This window comes from Pseudomonas sp. PONIH3 (assembly GCF_002934345.1).
GTDB lineage: Bacteria > Pseudomonadota > Gammaproteobacteria > Pseudomonadales > Pseudomonadaceae > Aquipseudomonas > Aquipseudomonas soli.
This window is the reverse complement of record NZ_CP026386.1, coordinates 480,632-496,025: the sequence shown is the minus strand read 5'-3', so window position 1 is coordinate 496,025 and position 15,394 is coordinate 480,632. Positions and strand designations below refer to the sequence as shown.

Annotated in this window: 20 protein-coding genes; 18 read left to right on the top strand and 2 right to left on the bottom strand. The window is 67.2% G+C overall.

Annotation, left to right across the window (positions count from 1 at the left end):
- Positions 1 to 17 precede the first annotated feature (17 nt).
- From C3F42_RS02215 to C3F42_RS29560, 16 genes are all read left to right on the top strand, one after another.
- Positions 18 to 1,499 carry an ABC transporter substrate-binding protein gene (locus C3F42_RS02215; RefSeq protein WP_371920603.1) on the top strand — a complete coding sequence of 494 codons (1,482 nt, stop codon included), beginning with the start codon at positions 18 to 20 and terminating at the stop codon, positions 1,497 to 1,499.
- A 19-nt stretch (positions 1,500 to 1,518) separates the two neighbouring features.
- Entirely contained in the window at positions 1,519 to 2,160 is a 642-nt protein-coding gene (locus C3F42_RS02210; RefSeq protein WP_046855696.1) for a SurA N-terminal domain-containing protein, read from the top strand.
- A gap of 240 nt (positions 2,161 to 2,400) precedes the next feature.
- Positions 2,401 to 2,934, top strand: coding sequence for a response regulator (locus C3F42_RS02205; RefSeq protein ID WP_023631301.1), 534 nt, complete (start codon positions 2,401 to 2,403; stop codon positions 2,932 to 2,934).
- A 54-nt stretch (positions 2,935 to 2,988) separates the two neighbouring features.
- Positions 2,989 to 4,707, top strand: coding sequence for a GspE/PulE family protein (locus tag C3F42_RS02200; RefSeq protein WP_094012181.1), 1,719 nt, complete (start codon positions 2,989 to 2,991; stop codon positions 4,705 to 4,707).
- On the top strand, positions 4,688 to 5,470 hold the full coding sequence (locus C3F42_RS02195) for a hypothetical protein (RefSeq protein ID WP_038706095.1): 783 nt from the start codon (positions 4,688 to 4,690) through the stop codon (positions 5,468 to 5,470). The genes C3F42_RS02200 and C3F42_RS02195 overlap by 20 nt, the downstream gene beginning before the upstream one ends.
- A 1-nt stretch (position 5,471) precedes the next feature.
- Positions 5,472 to 6,014, top strand: coding sequence for a pilus assembly protein (locus tag C3F42_RS02190; protein WP_094012182.1), 543 nt, complete (start codon positions 5,472 to 5,474; stop codon positions 6,012 to 6,014).
- Complete coding sequence (pilO, locus tag C3F42_RS02185; RefSeq protein ID WP_038706097.1) at positions 6,001 to 6,552, top strand: type 4a pilus biogenesis protein PilO; 552 nt, start codon at positions 6,001 to 6,003, stop codon at positions 6,550 to 6,552. Before C3F42_RS02190 ends, pilO begins: the two co-directional genes overlap by 14 nt.
- Positions 6,552 to 7,055: a hypothetical protein gene (locus C3F42_RS02180; protein ID WP_023632988.1), complete on the top strand. Its 504-nt coding sequence runs from the start codon at positions 6,552 to 6,554 to the stop codon at positions 7,053 to 7,055. Before pilO ends, C3F42_RS02180 begins: the two co-directional genes overlap by 1 nt.
- Positions 7,052 to 8,929, top strand: a complete 1,878-nt coding sequence (locus C3F42_RS02175; RefSeq protein ID WP_038706098.1) for a secretin N-terminal domain-containing protein — start codon at positions 7,052 to 7,054, stop codon at positions 8,927 to 8,929. The genes C3F42_RS02180 and C3F42_RS02175 overlap by 4 nt, the downstream gene beginning before the upstream one ends.
- Positions 8,926 to 9,399 (top strand): type II secretion system protein, encoded by a 474-nt coding sequence (locus tag C3F42_RS02170; RefSeq protein ID WP_038706099.1) that lies wholly within the window; start codon positions 8,926 to 8,928, stop codon positions 9,397 to 9,399. The genes C3F42_RS02175 and C3F42_RS02170 overlap by 4 nt, the downstream gene beginning before the upstream one ends.
- A gap of 5 nt (positions 9,400 to 9,404) precedes the next feature.
- Entirely contained in the window at positions 9,405 to 9,779 is a 375-nt protein-coding gene (locus tag C3F42_RS02165) for a type II secretion system protein (RefSeq protein ID WP_038706100.1), read from the top strand.
- Positions 9,754 to 10,275: a type II secretion system protein gene (locus tag C3F42_RS02160; protein WP_038706101.1), complete on the top strand. Its 522-nt coding sequence runs from the start codon at positions 9,754 to 9,756 to the stop codon at positions 10,273 to 10,275. Before C3F42_RS02165 ends, C3F42_RS02160 begins: the two co-directional genes overlap by 26 nt.
- Complete coding sequence (gene csgE, locus C3F42_RS02155) at positions 10,272 to 10,667, top strand: curli production assembly/transport protein CsgE (RefSeq protein ID WP_038706102.1); 396 nt, start codon at positions 10,272 to 10,274, stop codon at positions 10,665 to 10,667. The genes C3F42_RS02160 and csgE overlap by 4 nt, the downstream gene beginning before the upstream one ends.
- Positions 10,664 to 11,083, top strand: coding sequence for a curli assembly protein CsgF (locus C3F42_RS02150; protein ID WP_023632251.1), 420 nt, complete (start codon positions 10,664 to 10,666; stop codon positions 11,081 to 11,083). The genes csgE and C3F42_RS02150 overlap by 4 nt, the downstream gene beginning before the upstream one ends.
- A 32-nt stretch (positions 11,084 to 11,115) precedes the next feature.
- Positions 11,116 to 11,967: a CsgG/HfaB family protein gene (locus tag C3F42_RS02145; protein WP_023632252.1), complete on the top strand. Its 852-nt coding sequence runs from the start codon at positions 11,116 to 11,118 to the stop codon at positions 11,965 to 11,967.
- Positions 11,968 to 12,078: 111 nt separating this feature from the next.
- The gene (locus tag C3F42_RS29560) at positions 12,079 to 12,246 is read left to right on the top strand and encodes a DUF6021 family protein (RefSeq protein WP_177410828.1); all 168 of its coding nucleotides are present in this window, start codon (positions 12,079 to 12,081) and stop codon (positions 12,244 to 12,246) included.
- Position 12,247: 1 nt separating this feature from the next.
- Here C3F42_RS29560 and C3F42_RS02140 read toward each other — a convergent pair whose 3' ends face one another.
- Positions 12,248 to 12,631, bottom strand: a complete 384-nt coding sequence (locus C3F42_RS02140) for a helix-turn-helix domain-containing protein (RefSeq protein ID WP_094012183.1) — start codon at positions 12,629 to 12,631, stop codon at positions 12,248 to 12,250.
- A 129-nt stretch (positions 12,632 to 12,760) separates the two neighbouring features.
- Here C3F42_RS02140 and C3F42_RS02135 point away from each other — a divergent pair, with 129 nt between their 5' ends.
- Positions 12,761 to 13,315, top strand: coding sequence for an ester cyclase (locus C3F42_RS02135; RefSeq protein ID WP_094012184.1), 555 nt, complete (start codon positions 12,761 to 12,763; stop codon positions 13,313 to 13,315).
- Positions 13,316 to 13,402: 87 nt separating this feature from the next.
- On the opposite strand, the gene C3F42_RS02130 is transcribed toward C3F42_RS02135, so the two are convergent.
- The gene (locus C3F42_RS02130; RefSeq protein WP_094012185.1) at positions 13,403 to 14,377 is read right to left on the bottom strand and encodes a polysaccharide deacetylase family protein; all 975 of its coding nucleotides are present in this window, start codon (positions 14,375 to 14,377) and stop codon (positions 13,403 to 13,405) included.
- 104 nt (positions 14,378 to 14,481) lie between these two features.
- Between C3F42_RS02130 and C3F42_RS02125 the strand changes: the two genes are divergently transcribed.
- Positions 14,482 to 15,360, top strand: coding sequence for a LysR family transcriptional regulator (locus tag C3F42_RS02125; RefSeq protein WP_094012186.1), 879 nt, complete (start codon positions 14,482 to 14,484; stop codon positions 15,358 to 15,360).
- Positions 15,361 to 15,394 lie beyond the last annotated feature (34 nt).

Genomic DNA, 15,394 nt, shown 5'->3' with positions numbered 1-15,394 from the left:
TCAAGTTGGTCCTGCTCATGTTGTGTTGGTGCCTGAGCGGGGCGGTGCAACTTAGCGAACAGGAACTCGCCGGCAAACACCTCTACCGCGAAGGCGTCTCCAGCAGCGACGCCCAGTTGCTGGCCCGGGTCGGCCCCGGCGACATGAGTGTCCCGGCCAGCGTGCTGCCTTGCGCCGGTTGCCATGGCAACGACGGGCGCGGCCGCAGCGAAGGCGGAGTGCGCCCACCGAGCCTGGACTGGCAGCGCCTGGCCCTTGGCCCTGGCAACCGCGAGGCCAACAACCGACGCTACCCGGCCTACACCGATGCCAGCCTGGCGCGGGTCATCCGCAGTGGCACCGACCCCGCCGGCAATCGCCTCGACCCGGCAATGCCACGCTTCGACCTGAGCCTGGCCGACCAACGCAATCTCACCGCCTACCTCAAGCGCCTGGGCGAGGACCGTGACCCCGGGGTGGAGGAGGGCACCTTGCGCCTGGGCACCTTGCTGCCCGAGCAGGGGCCGCTGGCCGAGGCCGGGCGGACGGTGCGGGCAGTGCTGGAGGATGGCGTCGCGCAGTTGAACCAGCAGGGGGGTATCCATGGGCGACGCCTGCAGCTGGTCGCGCTGGACCCAGGGCAGGACCCGGTCAGCACCGCACAGGCATTGGACACGCTGATGCAACGAGAACGGGTGTTCGCCCTGGTCGCGCCCCTGGCGCCACTGCTCGACAGCCGCCAGCTGGAGCGGGCCGGCCTGCCGCTGATCGGTGCCACGCCACGTAGCGGTGGCAACGGGCAGGTGTTCGATCCCTTGCCGGGCGTGCCCGGGCAATTGCTCAGCGTGGCGCTGCATGCCCGTGATGCCCTTGGCCTGGCGCCCGCAGCCTTGCGGGTGGTGTATGCCGGCGCAGAGCAGGCCGATGCGGCGCAGGTGCTGCAGCAGCGTTTGCGTCAACTGGGGTTCGCTACCGCGCCGCCCCTGGCGTTCATGGGCCAGGCCCCGGATGGCGAGGGCATCCTCTTCCTCGGTCACGCCCAGGCATTCACCGCGCTGGCGTCGAGCCTGCAGGCGAGCGGGCGCAACCCCTACCTGTTCGCCGCCTCGGGCCAAGTGGCCGGCGCCGTGCCGGGATTGCCACCATCATGGTCGCGGCGGGTGCTGCTGGCCTATCCCTTCGTACCCGGCGACTGGACCGCGCAAGGCCGGGCGACCCTTGCCGGGGTGCAGTTGCGCCAGGGGCTGGAGCCACGCCAGGCGTCGTTGCAGGTCAGTACCCTGTGCGCCTGGCAGCTGCTGGTCGAAGCCTTGAAGCAGATCGGACGCGACGCCAGCCGTGAGCAGTTGTTGGTCGCCCTGGAGCAGTTGCATGACATCGATACCGGCCTCACGCCGTTGCTGGGTTTCGGTCCCGGACGCCGCCAGGGCATGACAGGTGCACATGTGGTGGAGGTAAGCCTGCCGGGCCCTGGTTTCACTGAAGTGGCACCATACCGAGCGGTGCCGGACAGCCTTTGAGATTCAGGAGAAGATCACCATGCGCACCCTGATTGCCTGCCTGTTGTCGCTGCTCGCCCTGGCCAGCCACGCCGACACCCCAGCGGCGCGGGTCAATGGCGTGGAGATCGGGGTGCTGCGCCTGGAGCGCTACTTCAGCGAATACCTCCAGGCCCAGGGGCGGGCGGTGGCGAGCATCCGCAACCCCAACCTTTACCAGCGCCTGCGCGCGCAGGCCCTGGATGAACTGATCGACAAGGAACTGCTCTGGCAGGAGGCCCAGCGCCAGGGCATAGACATCAGCGATGCGCAGGTGACGGCGCGGGTCGGCGAGGTCGAGGCGGCCTTCGGCAGCCCTGCGGTGTTCGAGCAGCGCCTGGCGCAAGCCGGCTTCGATCGGGCAGGCTTCGCTGACTACACTCGACATGAGATGGCCGCACAGCAGGTTTTCGCCCGGCTGAGCGCGGTCGAAGAACCCAGCAGCGCCGAAGTTGCAGCCTTCCATCAGGCCAACTGGCAAAGACTGCAAGGAATGCAGAACCAAAGTGATAATACTTCTGTCCTACCAGAACACGGCCTGCGCCTGGCCAGGGACGCGCTCGTCGCACAACTCCAGGGTCAGGCCCGGCAAGCCGTACGCCAACGTTTGCGTGATTCCGCTACAGTGGAGCGCGCCGACTGAGGGGGCGGGCAGGGCATTCCCCATTGTTGGGGGAAACGCCTCCGGGCAATGTGCCATCATCTTCCCCGGATATGGGGAACGACCAGCCCGCAAGCTCTGAGGTGACAGACAAGCTTCAACGATATCAACGACTTGAAAGCGGTAAGCACTGATTTTTCATGCCTGGCACGAAGCCTGCTCAAGCCTCTACAAGGCCGCACTTCGCAGACCGGGAAACCGGGCAGTTCATGGGAGTGGACCTTGGTGAACAGAGTATTGGTAGTCGATGACGAACAGACCCTTGCGCAGAACCTGCAAGCTTATCTGCAGGCGCAAGGCCTGGAGGTCCATCTCGCCCACGACGGTGCCACGGGTATCGAAGAGGCCGAGAGACAGGCACCGGACGTGATCGTGCTGGATTACCGCTTGCCCGACATGGAGGGGTTTCAGGTCCTGGAGACCGTGCGCAGGAACAGGCAATGCCATTTCGTGCTGATCACCGCCCACCCGACCGCCGAGGTCCGTGAGCGGGCCGCCGAACTGGGTGTGACCCATGTCCTGTTCAAGCCGTTCCCGCTGATGGAACTGGCCCGCGCCGTCTTCGACCTGATGGGCATCGAGCGCCAGCGCAGAAGCACCGACCAGCCGGCCGAAGGGTACGTCGAACGACGCCAGAACAGGAACGAGTCGTTCCCCTTGCAGTTGTACGATGGCAGCTGGGTCCTGGCCGACCGCCGACGCAATGGCGGCAAGCCCACCGAACCTGACGACGAACAACTGCTCACCGGGGAATAGCGGCGCCCAAGGCCCCCAAGCCCGCGGCGCCGCCCCTGAGCGGAGTCGCAGGCCATGTCCCAGGCATTCGATGCAAGCAGTAAAGGCCTCGTCGCCGGCAATCCGGAACAGGCGACCCTTTATCTTCCATACTCCCGCGACCTCCTGGCCCAGGCCCGCCAGCAAGCCGGCCAAGAGCGCCTGCTGGCCTTCCTGGAACACCTGTCCAGCGACACCCCGGCCACTTTCACCCAGCGCCTGGCCACCACCCTGCATTACCCGGTGCTCGCCACCCAGGCCCTGTTCGCCTGCGCCCCGGCCTTTGACCGGGTCAGCCTGGCGCAGTGCCTGAAACACGAATTCGCCCTGGTCGAACACGACGGCGAGCGGGTCGGTGTGTTCGCCGACCCCTTCGACAGCGCTCGCCTGGCCTGGATTGACGATTGTCTTCAGGGCGCGCCGCTGTACCTGGCCCACGCCGCCGACCTGGCCGCGTTCCTGGCCCGCCACGAGGAAAGCTTCCACGCCGTCGATGCCCTCGGTCACGAGGCTGAACCCGGCAACGAGGCCGACCCGCTGCAGCGCCTGTCGCTGACCAGCATCAGCGAAGACCAGAGCCGCGTGGTCAAGCTGGTCAACTCCACCCTGTACGACGCCCTCAAGCTGCACGCCAGCGACATCCACTTAGGCATGACCGGCCAGGGCCTGACCATCAAGTACCGCATCGACGGCGTGCTCAACGGTGCCGGCAAGGCCAGCGGCAGCGCCTTCGCCGAACAGGTGATCTCGCGGATCAAGGTGATGGCCGAGCTGGACATCGGCGAGAAACGCGTGCCCCAGGACGGTCGCTTCAAGGTGGCCATCGGCGAGCGGCAGATCGATTTCCGCGTCTCGATCATGCCGAGCATCTTCGGCGAGGACGCGGTGCTGCGGGTGCTGGACAAGCAGGACCTGTCCGACCAGGTCAGCGGCGTGCAGCTGCAGGCCCTGGGCTTCGAGACGCAAACCTTGCAGGCCCTGCGCCGGCTGGCCGCCGAGCCCTATGGCATGATCCTGGTCACCGGCCCCACCGGCAGCGGCAAGACCACCACCCTCTACGCCATGCTCAGCGAGATCAACCATGGCATGGACAAGATCATCACCATCGAAGACCCGGTCGAGTACCAGCTGCCCGGCGTGTTGCAGATCCCGGTCAACGAGAAGAAGGGCCTGACCTTCGCCCGTGGCCTGCGCTCAATCCTGCGCCACGACCCGGACAAGATCCTGGTCGGCGAGATCCGCGACCCGGACACCGCCCAGATCGCCGTGCAATCGGCGCTCACCGGACACCTGGTGTTCACCACCATCCACGCCAACAACGTATTCGACGTGATCGGCCGCTTCAGCCAGATGCAGGTCGATCCCTATAGCTTCGTCTCGGCGCTCAATGCCGTGCTGGCCCAACGCCTGGTGCGCCTGGCCTGCCCGCACTGCGCGCAGGCCAGCGAGCCGGATGACGACTTGCTGGCCGCCTCGGGCCTGGCCCGTGACGCGGTGGCCGGCTGGCGCTTCGTGCGTGCCCAGGGTTGCGGCCAGTGCCGTGGCAGCGGCTACCGCGGGCGCAGCGCGATTGCCGAACTGCTGCACCTGGACGACGACCTGCGGCAGATGATCGTCGAACGTCGCCCGCTCTCGCAGATCAAGCAGCTGGCCTGCCAACGTGGCCTGCGCCTGCTGCGCGCCTCGGCCCTGGACCTGGTCCGCGATGGCCGTACCACACTCGAGGAGATCAACCGTGTCACATTTATCGCCTGATCGGTATTGCGCGGTGCTGGGCGCCGAGGGTGTCGGCCTGGGCCATTGGCACGGCCGGCAGCATCAATGGCTGGGCAGTCGCGCGTTTGCCTGCGACGCCGCCCAGCCGGCCTGGGCCCCGGCACTGCAGGCTCTGGCCGGGCTGCTGGGTGAGCATCCGGCACGCGGCGCGCAGTTGCGCGTGCTGCTCTCGGCCCGCTACAGCCGCTTCTGCCTGGTGCCCTGGAGTGATGCCATTGGTACACCGAGCGAACTCGACGCCTATGCACGGGCCTGCTTCGAGAACCTCTACGGGCAGCCTCTGGATGACTGGCGCATTGTGCTTTCGCCGGAGCCTGCGGGCGCTGCGCGCATCGCCACCGCGCTGCCCGAAGCTTTGCTTCAAGGCCTGCAGGCCCTGGGGCGGGAAAATCGCCTGAGCCTGCGCTCGGTGCAGCCGTACCTGATGGCCGCCTACAACCGCTGCTCGGCGCAACTGACCCAAGGCGACTTCCTCTTCGTGCTGGCCGAGCCGCGCCGCAGCGTACTGCTGCTGGCTTCAGGCGGTGCCTGGCAGCAGGTGCTGGCCCAGGGCTGCGCCGATAACGACCAGGCGCTGCAGGCGCTGATCGAGCGTACCTGCGAACTGTATGGCGAGCAGCTGCCTCGGGTGTACCTGCATGCCCCGGGGCGCACGGCGGCCTCGCAAATGGCCGCGGTACAGCTGTGCGCCGCCAGTGCCGAATCCGATCCGTTGTGCGCCATGTGGCGAGCGGTGGCCTGACATGCGCCGCCTCGACCTGGAATTCCAACCCCGTCACAGCAGCCCCCTGGCCTGGTCGTTGCTCGCCCTCGGCGGCGCCGTGCTGGCTGTGCTGGTGCTGGCCCAGCAGCAACTGGTGAGCGAGCAGGTGCACCTGGAAAGCCGCGTGCACCAACTCGAACTCAAGCTCGGCCGGCGCCCGGCCACCGCCGCGGTGCAGAGCAGCGCGGTGATCCGCGAGCAGGCCGAGCGCCTGGCGCAGATGCGCAGCGTCTCGCAGCAGTTGCAGCGGCCATGGCAGCAGCTGTTCGCCATGCTCGAGGCGATGCCGCAGGAGGACGTGGCGCTGCTCAGCCTGACCCCCGATGCCCGCAAGGGCCAGGTACGCATCAGTGCCGAGGCGCGCAACCTCGAGGCCATGCTGCAGTACCACCAGCGCCTGGAGCGCAGCGCCGAGCTGTCAGACGTGTCGCTACTCAACCACGAGGTGGTGGCCGGGCAGGTCGAGCATCCGGTGCGCTTCAACCTCACCGCTACCTGGGAGACCGGCCATGCGCGTCCGTAGCCTGATCGTCCATGAAGCGCTGCGGCGCCTGGGCCGGGCAGGGCTGGCCGCGGTGCTGGTCGGCGGCCTGGCCCTGGCGGTCGCCCTGGCCGGGGTGCTGCCCCAGTGGCAGGCGGTCCGCGAACTGCGTGCCAACGAAGCCGATGCCAGTGCCCAGGTGCAGCGCCTGGCGCGTGGCGAGCTCAAGGTGCAGGCCAAGCCCGAGCAGCAGGCGCTGGACGACCTGCGCCAACAACTGCCCGGCCAGCCCCAGGCCAGCGAGCTGATCGAGCGCCTGTACCACCTGGCCAGTGCCGAGCGCATCAGCTTGGCCCGTGGCGAGTACGCCCTGGGCGTGGACCCGAAGACCCAGCTGGCGCGCTACCAGATCGTCCTGCCGGTGCGCGGCAGCTACCCGCAGATCCGTGGCTTCCTCAAGGCGCTGCTCGGCCAGTTGCCGACGCTGGTGCTGGAAGACCTGGAACTGCAACGCAAGCGGATCGGTGACCGGGAACTGACCGGTCGTGTGCGCATGACCCTTTACCTGTCGAGGTCGTGATGAACACTCAGCGTGCGGTGATGTGGGCCGGTTTCCTGGGGTTGAGCGCGGCGCTGGCGTGGGCGCCGGGGCACTGGTTCGGCGTGGGGGAGAATGAGCTGGCAGGCCCTGTCGCGGAGAAAACCCGCCCACACCCGACACCCACGAACGTGGCAGCGAGCTTGCCTCGCGATGAAGCCAAAAGCCTTTCACGCGACCTGTTCCCCAGCCAGCAATGGACCCCACCCCAGGCCCTGGCCACCGTCACCGAACAACCCGTGGTCACCACCCCGGAGCCCGCCGCAGCTGCCGCCCCGACGCTGCCGTTTCGTTTCATCGGTCGCATGGGTGAGCGCGACGACCTGCAGATCTTCCTGCAGAGCGGCGAGAAGCTCTACGTCGTGCGCCAGGGTGATGTGATCGACGACACCTACCGTCTGGACCGTGTTTCGGCCACCGAGTTGAGCCTGGTCTACCTGCCACTGCATCAGCCACAGACCCTGTCTGTCGGGAGCGCACCATGAAACCGTCGAAGTTGTGCAAGCCTGCGCCGTTCGTGCTCCTGGCCCTGTGCGTGGCCATCGCCGGATGCGGCACCAGCGCCGTGCGCAAGGACAGCCAGGAACTGATCAAAGAGGGTCAGTACGAGGCCGGCATCGCTCGCCTGGAAGAAGCCCTGCGCGAAGATCCGCGCGACACCGAGCTGAACATCGCCCTGGCCCACGGCCGCCAGGCCGCGGTCGAGGCGCTGCTGACCCAGGCCGACAGCGACCGCGTGCGCCATGACTTCGCCGGCGCGCGCATGGGCTACGGCCGGGTGCTGACCATCGAGGCGAACAACCGCCGCGCCCAGGAGGGCATCCGCCAGCTGGAGCTGATCCGCACCCTCGACGACCGTGTCGCCCTTGGCCAGGCGGCACTGCGCCAGGGCGACCTGTTCGGCGCCGAGCGCTACATGCGCGAGGTGCTGCGCCTCGACCCGCAAAACCAGAAGGGCCAGATGCTGCGCAGCGACATCGAGAACGTCCAGGCCCGTACCGCCACGCCGTACCCGCAACTGCGCAGCAAGCTGGAGCGCCCGGTCACCCTGGAGTTTCGCGATGCCGACCTGAAGACCATCTTCGAGGTGCTGGCCCAGGTCGCCGGGATCAACTTCATCTTCGACAAGGACCTGCGCCCGGACATGAAGGCCACCATCTTCGTGCGCGAGGTGCGCATCGAGGACGCCGTGGCCCTGCTGCTGGAGCAGAACCAGCTGCGCCAGAAGATCGTCAACGACAACACCTTGCTGCTCTACCCGGACTCGCCGCAGAAGACCAAGGACTACCAGGAACTGGTCATGCGCACCTTCTACCTGACCAGCATCGACGCCAACACCGCGCTGAACATGGTCAAGACCATGCTCAAGACCCGCGACGTGTTCGTCGACGAGCGCCTCAACACCCTGACCATGCGCGACACCCCCGACGCCGTACGCATGGCCGAGAAGCTGCTGCAGTCCCAGGACCAGTCCAACCCCGAGGTGGTGCTGGAAGTGGAAGTGATGGAAGTGGCCACCTCGCGCATCCTCGACCTCGGCCTGCAATGGCCCAACACCTTCGGCGTGCTGACCAGCGACGGCAAGTCGGTCAGCGTGCTCGACCAGTTGCGTGGCATCGACTCCAGCCGCATCAGCATCTCGCCGGCGCCGCAGGCCAAGATCAATGCCCAGGACAAGGACATCAACACCCTGGCAAGCCCGGTGATCCGGGTCAGCAACCGCGAACAGGCGCGCATCCACATCGGCCAGCGGGTGCCGATCATCAGCGCCACCTCGGTGCCCTCGACCCAAGGCCCGGTGATCACCGAAAGCGTCACCTACCTGGATGTCGGCCTCAAGCTCGAAGTGCAGCCCACCGTGCACCTGAACAACGAGGTGGCGATCAAGGTGGCCCTGGAAGTGAGCAACGCCACGCCCCTGGAGGCCACCCGCCAGGGCACCATCCCGGTCCAGGTCGATACCCGCAACGCCCAGACCAGCCTGCGCCTGCACGATGGCGAGACCCAGGTACTGGCCGGCCTGGTGCGCAACGATCACAACGCCAGCGGCAACAAGATCCCGGGGCTGGGCGACATTCCCGGCCTGGGCCGGCTGTTCGGCAGCAACAAGGACGACATGAGCAAGTCCGAACTGGTGCTGGCGATCACCCCGCGCATCGTGCGCAACCTGCCGTACCAGAGCCCGTCGGACATGGAGTTCGCCACCGGCACCGAATCGGCCCTGCAGGTGCGCCAGCTGGCGCAACCGGCACCGGCCAGCGCGCTGCCCGCCGACGCCCCGGCTGACGAGCCGGCCGCCGCACCGCTGGTCGAGGGGCAGATGGCCGTGGTGCCAGCAGCCGCGAGGCCACGGCCATGACACGCCGCCAGCAGGGTTTCAGCCTGATCGAGGTGGTGCTGACCCTGGCGCTGCTCGGCTTGCTCGCCAGCATGGCCGCGCCCCTGACCGAGACCGTGGTGCGCCGGGGCAAGGAGCAGCAGCTGCGCGAGGCGCTGTACCAGATCCGCGACGCCATCGATGCCTACAAGCGTGCCTTCGACGCCGGCTACATCGAGAAGCGCCTGAACGCCAGCGGTTATCCGCCGAGCCTGCAGGTGCTGGTGGATGGCGTGCGCGATGTGCGCAGCGCCAAAGGCGCGAAGTTCTATTTCCTGCGCCGCATCCCCCACGACCCGCTGCGCACCGCCAAGGACGACGACCAGGGTGGCTGGGGCCTGCGCGCCTATGACAGTGCGGCCGACAGCCCACGCGAAGGCGAGGATGTGTTCGACGTGTATTCCAAGGCCAGCGGCAAGGGCCTGAACAACGTGCCCTACGGGCAATGGTGACGGCGATGAAAGCGAGCAGAGGCTTCACCCTCATCGAATTGCTGGTGGTGATGGCGATCATCGCCACCCTGATGACCATCGCCATGCCGCGCTACTTCAACAGCCTGGAGGCCTCCCGCGAGGCCACCTTGCGCCAGAGCCTGGCGGTGCTGCGCGAGGCCCTGGATCACTACTACGGCGACACCGGGCACTACCCCGATTCGATCGACCAGTTGGTGGAGCAGCGCTACCTGCGCAACACCCCGGTCGATCCGATCACCGAGCGGCGCGATGCCTGGCAGCTGGTGCCGCCGCCCGAGGGCGTGGCCGGCGCGGTGGCCGACATCAAGAGCGGAGCAACCGGGAGGGCGCGCGATGGCAGCCTCTATGCCGAATGGTGAAGCCGGCTTCACCTACCTGGGCGTGCTGCTGCTGATCGCCGTCAGCAGCGTGGCCCTGGCGGCCACCGGCACCCTGTGGGCCACCAGCCTGCAGCGCGAGCGCGAGCGCCAGCTGCTGTGGGTGGGCGGCCAGTACGCCCAGGCGCTGCGCAGCTACTACCGCGCCTCGCCGGGCCTGGCCCAGTACCCGCAGGACCTTGGGGAACTGGTGGAAGACAACCGTTTCCCGTCGCCGCAGCGCCACCTGCGCCGGCTCTACCCGGACCCTGTCGGCGGCGGCGAGGAATGGGGCCTGCTGCGCGCGGTCGATGGCCGCATCACCGGGGTGTACAGCCGCTCCGACGCCGCACCGCTCAAGCGCAGCGGTTTCGACGCTCAGTGGAGTGCCTTCGAGGGGCTGGAGCACTACAGCGACTGGCAGTTCGTCGCCGAGCAGGCCTTCGCCGAAAGCGCCGCAGGCGCCCGTCCACACGCCGGCCTGGGAGAGGCGCCATGAAACGCTTGGCCGCGTGGGTGTGCCTGTGCCTGGCCCTGTTGCATGGCCAGGCGCAGGCCGGGGCCGAGGACGAGATGATGGGCTTCATCGTCGACAACACCATCTCGCACATCGGCCACGACTTCTATCACGCCTTCAGCGACCGGCTGCGCGCCACCAGCCGGCTGGATTTCAACCTGGTGGTGCGCGAACGCCCGGATGCCCGCTGGGGCAGCCTGGTGACGGTGGAGTACGAACGCGAGGTGCTGTACCGGCGCTTCCTGCCGCCCAACACCACGCAACTCAACGACGAGGCCATCGCGGCCGCCGACCTGGTCCGCCAGCAGATCATCCAGCGCAAATTGCAACGGCTGCTGCAGGACACAACCGATCTGGAGAGGGACGAGCTATGAGCAACCACCTTGCACGACGCATCGCCGCCTGCCTGCTGGCCGCCGGCCTCGGTGGCCAGGCCCTGGCCACGGAGCTGGTGTACACCCCGGTCAACCCGTCCTTCGGCGGCAACCCGATCAATGGCGCCTGGCTGCTGAACAACGCCCAGGCGCAGAACGACTACGACGACCCCGACCTCAAGGACCGCAGTTCGGCATTCGCCGGCACCTCGGCCCTGGAGCGCTTCAGCAACCAGCTCGAGTCGCGCCTGCTCGGGCAGTTGCTGGACAACATCAGCAACGGCAACACCGGCAGCATGTCCACCGACGCCTTCCTGATCGACGTGATCGACGATTCCGGGGCGCTGAGCATCAAGGTCACCGACCGGGCGACCGGGGAAGTCTCGATCATCGAGGTCAGCGGCCTGAACCCCTGAGAGGGACGGGTCTTTACTGGGGAGAGAACGCCATGAAACGCCTGCTGAGCACACTGCTGATCCTCACCGCCCTGGCTGGCCTGCAAGGCTGCGGCCTGCGCGAGCCGATGCCCGCGGAGCAAGACTCCGAGACCCCGACGCTGACGCCGCGGGCCTCGACCTACTACGACCTGGTCAACATGCCGCGGCCACGTGGTCGGCTGATGGCGGTGGTATACGGCTTCCGCGACCAGACCGGGCAGTACAAGCCGACCCCGGCCAGCTCGTTCTCAACCAGCGTCACCCAGGGGGCGGCGAGCATGCTGATGGACGCCCTCAGCGCCAGTGGCTGGTTCGTGGTGCTCGAGCGCGAAGGCCTGCAGAACCTGCTGACCGAGCGCAAGATCATCCGCGCCTCGCAGAAGAAGCCTGACGTCGCCGAGAACATCCAGGGCGAACTGCCGCCGTTGCAGGCGGCCAACCTGATGCTCGAAGGTGGCATCATCGCCTACGACACCAACGTGCGCAGCGGCGGCGAGGGCGCCCGCTACCTGGGCATCGGCCTGTCCCGCGAGTACCGGGTCGACCAGGTCACGGTCAACCTGCGGGCGGTGGACGTACGCACCGGGCAGGTGCTGGCCAACGTGATGACCAGCAAGACCATCTACTCGGTCGGGCAGAACGCCGGGGTGTTCAAGTTCATCGAGTTCAAGAAGCTGCTCGAGGCCGAGGTCGGCTACACCACCAACGAACCGGCGCAACTGTGCGTGCTGTCGGCCATCGAAGCCGCGGTGGGCCACCTGCTGGCGCAGGGCATCGAGCGGCGGCTGTGGCAGGTGGCCGGGGATGGAGTGGGGGACAAGGCGGTGTTGGACAAGTACCTGAGTCAGTACCAGCAGCAGTAGCGACCTACGGGGCATATGGTCCGCGGATGCTCCCTGCAGTCGGCATTCAAAGCAAATCAAACTTTGCAGCCGTGGCGGTATCTCCCATTAACACAACCAGGAGAAATCACCATGTCAGATCCACGCCATTCGCCGGCCAAGCAGGGCCCGCACTCATCCGAGCAGGCCACCGAACCCGATGACCTCGGCTTCGACCCGGACTCGCCGGATGTCGATGACCCGCAGGTTGATCCCCAGGGGCCGGCAAAGCCACCGAGGGATGTCGAAAAAGAGGGCTGAATCATTCGCTGTATTGGTCGTATAGCTGGCGCGCCAGCAGAATTGCCGGCATGTTCGACTCCGCCCACTGCGCCAGGCGCTCCACCGTGCCGCCCAGTGTCGCGCCCAGCTCGGTGAGGGCGTATTCGACTGTGGGCGGCACGGTCGGATACACCTGGCGCTCCACCAGGCCGTCGCGTTCGAGCCGCTTCAGGGTTTGCGACAGCACCTTCTGCGAGACGCCGGCCATATCCCGGCGCAGCTGGTTGAAACGCACCCGCTCACCGGCGCTGAGGCGGTCGATGAGCAACAGCACCCACTTGTCGGCGAGGCGCTCGAGCACCAGGCGGGCCGGGCAGTTCGGGGCGAATACGTCGTAGGCGGGGCATTCGCGGTAATGGGCCATGGGTTACTCCGAGGTAATCAGGTGAGTGAAAAGTGCCTTCTTGAGCGCCTGGGCGGGACTGGTTAGGCTTTTATCCATGGTTCGCGGCCGCGCCATACCCTCCCGTTGAATGCACTGAAGGAAATTGAGATGAACACCGAACCCAAGGCTTCGGCGCTGCGTGCTGGCCGCTGGATCACCCTGCTGCTGCTGAGCGCGGCGGCCAATCCGGGCAATGCCGGCGAGCTGGTGGCTCCGGCCACCCCGGTCGTGGACCAGAGCCTGCCCAAGGCCCAGCTGGAGCAGCAGATCCTCGCCGCCCGCCGCTACGACACCTTCTGGAACACCGGCGACGAGGCCATGGCCCGCGCCGCGCTGGCCAGCGACTTTCGCGACAACACCCTGCCGCCGGGACGACCACAGGGCGTGGAAGGGCCATTGAGCGCTTCCAGGGCATTCCGCGCAGCGGTGCCGGACCTGCGCTGCGAGGTCCTGCAGATGATCGTCGCAGGCGACCGGGTCACCGCGGCGCTGCGTTTCACCGGGCACTTCAGCGGCAAGCTGGGCGAGCACCAGGGGCAGGGCCAGGCCATCGATTTCATCGCCATGGATATCTACCGTGTCGCCGAGGGCCGGATCGCCGAGGACTGGCATCTGGAGGACAACCTTGCGTTCATGCGCCAGGCGGGGTTGGTGGGGCGCTGAACACACGGGCTGGTCTTGATCCAGGGTTACCAGGACTGGCCTCATCGCCGGCTTGCCGGCGAAAGGGCGCGAAGCGTCCCCGTTCGGTCAATCGAACACACGTGGCGGATTGACAGGTGTATCGGCCTGGGTCAGGGCCCAACGGGCAATCTCGTCCTTGCGCATGAACGATACGCCGGCATGGCCGCGGGCATAGGCGAAGAACTGATCCAGCGCGCGCACGACGGTAGGCGTGCCGCCGATGCGGTCATGCGCCGACAGCGACATCAACCGGCGCCGTTGGCGGCCTTCGGCATAGAGCACGTCGAACTCGTCCTTGAGCTCCTGCAACAGCGCGGCGCCGGTCATCGCCGTGGACCCGGCGATGCGGCCGATGTCGTTGTTGCGCAGGGTGTAGGGCACCACCGCGAACGGCTTGCCGCGCACCGGGGTGATCGAGGGTTCGTCGCGGGCCAGGTCGTCGATGTGGTAGAGAAAGCCGAGGTCCTGGAGGATGTTCAGGGTCTCGCGGGAATGACGCATCCAGAACGCGTTGAAACCTACCGGGCGTTGGCCGGTGACGCGTTCGATGATGGCGCTGGCCTGCTCGTACTGGCGACGCTCCTCTGCAGGCGTCAAGCTGTACTGCGGCGCCCAGTGCAGGCCATGGCCGGCGGCTTCGTGGCCGCGCCTGACCACCTCGGCCGCCAGCTCCGGGTAAGCCTCCACAGCCTTGCCGACCATGTGCGAGGTGACCTTGATGCCGTGCCGGTCGAACAGCGCGAGCAGGCGCGGCACGCCTTCCAGCGGGCCGTAGCGGTACCAGCTGGGGGCGATGGTGTCGGGGTAGCGTGAATCCAGAGGCGGGAAGGGGCTTTCGGCGTGTTCCGGCTGGCCACCGGACTCGAATTGCAACGACACGGAAATCACCAGTTGCGCGCCATTGGGCCAGAACCCTTTGCCACCGGCGCTATCGGGCGGCGCCCCGGTGCTGCTGCCCGGCTCTTGCGCCAGTACCGCGCCTGCCGCGACGGCGATGCCGCCGGCGAGGGTGCCTTTCATGAAATCTCTTCTGCTGGTCATCGGGTTGTTCCTGTGCGGGTGTCGATGCCGGGCAGTGTAATTAGCGAGGAAATCACCAATAATCGGGCGAAATCCAAAATCATATTTCGGAAAAATCGAAAAGCATGCTGGATAACCTGGCGTTGTTCCTGACCATCATCGAAAAAGGCAGCCTGTCGGCGGCGGGCCGCGAGCGCGGCTTGTCACCGGCCACGGTGTCCGAGCGCCTGGCGGCGCTGGAGGCGCACTACGGGGTGGCGCTGCTGACCCGCAGCACTCGTTCGCTGAGCCTCACCGACGCCGGCCGGCAACTCGCCGAGGGCGCACGGCGCCTGCTGGCCGAGGCCGACGAGCTGGAAAGCCGTCTCAGGGACGGCCAGCAGAAGATCTCCGGACTGGTGCGCCTGAGCGCGCCGGTGGACCTCGGCCAGCACCGCATCGTGCCGCTGCTCGACCGCTTCCTGGCCGAACATCCGCAAGTCTCGATCGACCTGGACCTGACCGATGGCTACGTCGACCTGGTGGGGCAGGGCATCGATTTCGCCATTCGCTACGGCACCTTGGCCGACAGTTCCCTGCGCGCACGGTCCCTGGGCGACAACCGCCGGGTGGTGTGCGCCGCGCCCGACTACCTGCGCCGCCACGGCACGCCACTGCACCCGGACGATCTGGCGCGCCACGATTGCATCGTCATGCGCTTCGGCATCCACGCCGAACGGGTCTGGCCATTTCGCCTGGACGGCGTGGCCTACCCGGTGAGCGTGCGCGGACGGCGGATTGCCAACAACGGCGAGCAGGTGCGCCGCTGGGCGTTGGACGGACACGGGCTGTGCCTGAAATCGCTTCGCGATGTGCGCGACGACCTCGACAACGGCCGGTTGGTCGAAGTGCTGGCAGACTTCAGCGCCGGCCAGGTGGCCCTGCAGATCGTCTACCCGCCGACGCGGGTGCAGCCACGGCGGGTAAGGGCGTTGATGGAGGCGATCATCGAAGGCCTGCGCTAGTGCGCCCCGTGGCAGCTGGCCGAGCCATTGCCAC

Excerpts from the sequence above, each read along its gene's own strand:
- C3F42_RS02200 (WP_094012181.1), top strand. The coding sequence starts at position 2,989 with ATGTCCCAGGCATTCGATGCAAGCAGTAAAGGCCTCGTCGCCGGCAAT.
- C3F42_RS02135 (WP_094012184.1), top strand. The coding sequence starts at position 12,761 with ATGAACACCGAACCCAAGGCTTCGGCGCTGCGTGCTGGCCGCTGGATC.
- pilO (WP_038706097.1), top strand. The coding sequence starts at position 6,001 with ATGCGCGTCCGTAGCCTGATCGTCCATGAAGCGCTGCGGCGCCTGGGC.
- C3F42_RS29560 (WP_177410828.1), top strand. The coding sequence starts at position 12,079 with ATGTCAGATCCACGCCATTCGCCGGCCAAGCAGGGCCCGCACTCATCC.
- C3F42_RS02175 (WP_038706098.1), top strand. The coding sequence starts at position 7,052 with ATGAAACCGTCGAAGTTGTGCAAGCCTGCGCCGTTCGTGCTCCTGGCC.
- C3F42_RS02150 (WP_023632251.1), top strand. The coding sequence starts at position 10,664 with ATGAGCAACCACCTTGCACGACGCATCGCCGCCTGCCTGCTGGCCGCC.
- C3F42_RS02180 (WP_023632988.1), top strand. The coding sequence starts at position 6,552 with ATGAACACTCAGCGTGCGGTGATGTGGGCCGGTTTCCTGGGGTTGAGC.
- C3F42_RS02170 (WP_038706099.1), top strand. The coding sequence starts at position 8,926 with ATGACACGCCGCCAGCAGGGTTTCAGCCTGATCGAGGTGGTGCTGACC.
- C3F42_RS02145 (WP_023632252.1), top strand. The coding sequence starts at position 11,116 with ATGAAACGCCTGCTGAGCACACTGCTGATCCTCACCGCCCTGGCTGGC.
- C3F42_RS02160 (WP_038706101.1), top strand. The coding sequence starts at position 9,754 with ATGGCAGCCTCTATGCCGAATGGTGAAGCCGGCTTCACCTACCTGGGC.
- C3F42_RS02190 (WP_094012182.1), top strand. The coding sequence starts at position 5,472 with ATGCGCCGCCTCGACCTGGAATTCCAACCCCGTCACAGCAGCCCCCTG.
- C3F42_RS02215 (WP_371920603.1), top strand. The coding sequence starts at position 18 with ATGTTGTGTTGGTGCCTGAGCGGGGCGGTGCAACTTAGCGAACAGGAA.
- C3F42_RS02140 (WP_094012183.1), bottom strand. The coding sequence starts at position 12,631 with ATGGCCCATTACCGCGAATGCCCCGCCTACGACGTATTCGCCCCGAAC.
- csgE (WP_038706102.1), top strand. The coding sequence starts at position 10,272 with ATGAAACGCTTGGCCGCGTGGGTGTGCCTGTGCCTGGCCCTGTTGCAT.
- C3F42_RS02130 (WP_094012185.1), bottom strand. The coding sequence starts at position 14,377 with ATGACCAGCAGAAGAGATTTCATGAAAGGCACCCTCGCCGGCGGCATC.
- C3F42_RS02210 (WP_046855696.1), top strand. The coding sequence starts at position 1,519 with ATGCGCACCCTGATTGCCTGCCTGTTGTCGCTGCTCGCCCTGGCCAGC.
- C3F42_RS02125 (WP_094012186.1), top strand. The coding sequence starts at position 14,482 with ATGCTGGATAACCTGGCGTTGTTCCTGACCATCATCGAAAAAGGCAGC.
- C3F42_RS02165 (WP_038706100.1), top strand. The coding sequence starts at position 9,405 with ATGAAAGCGAGCAGAGGCTTCACCCTCATCGAATTGCTGGTGGTGATG.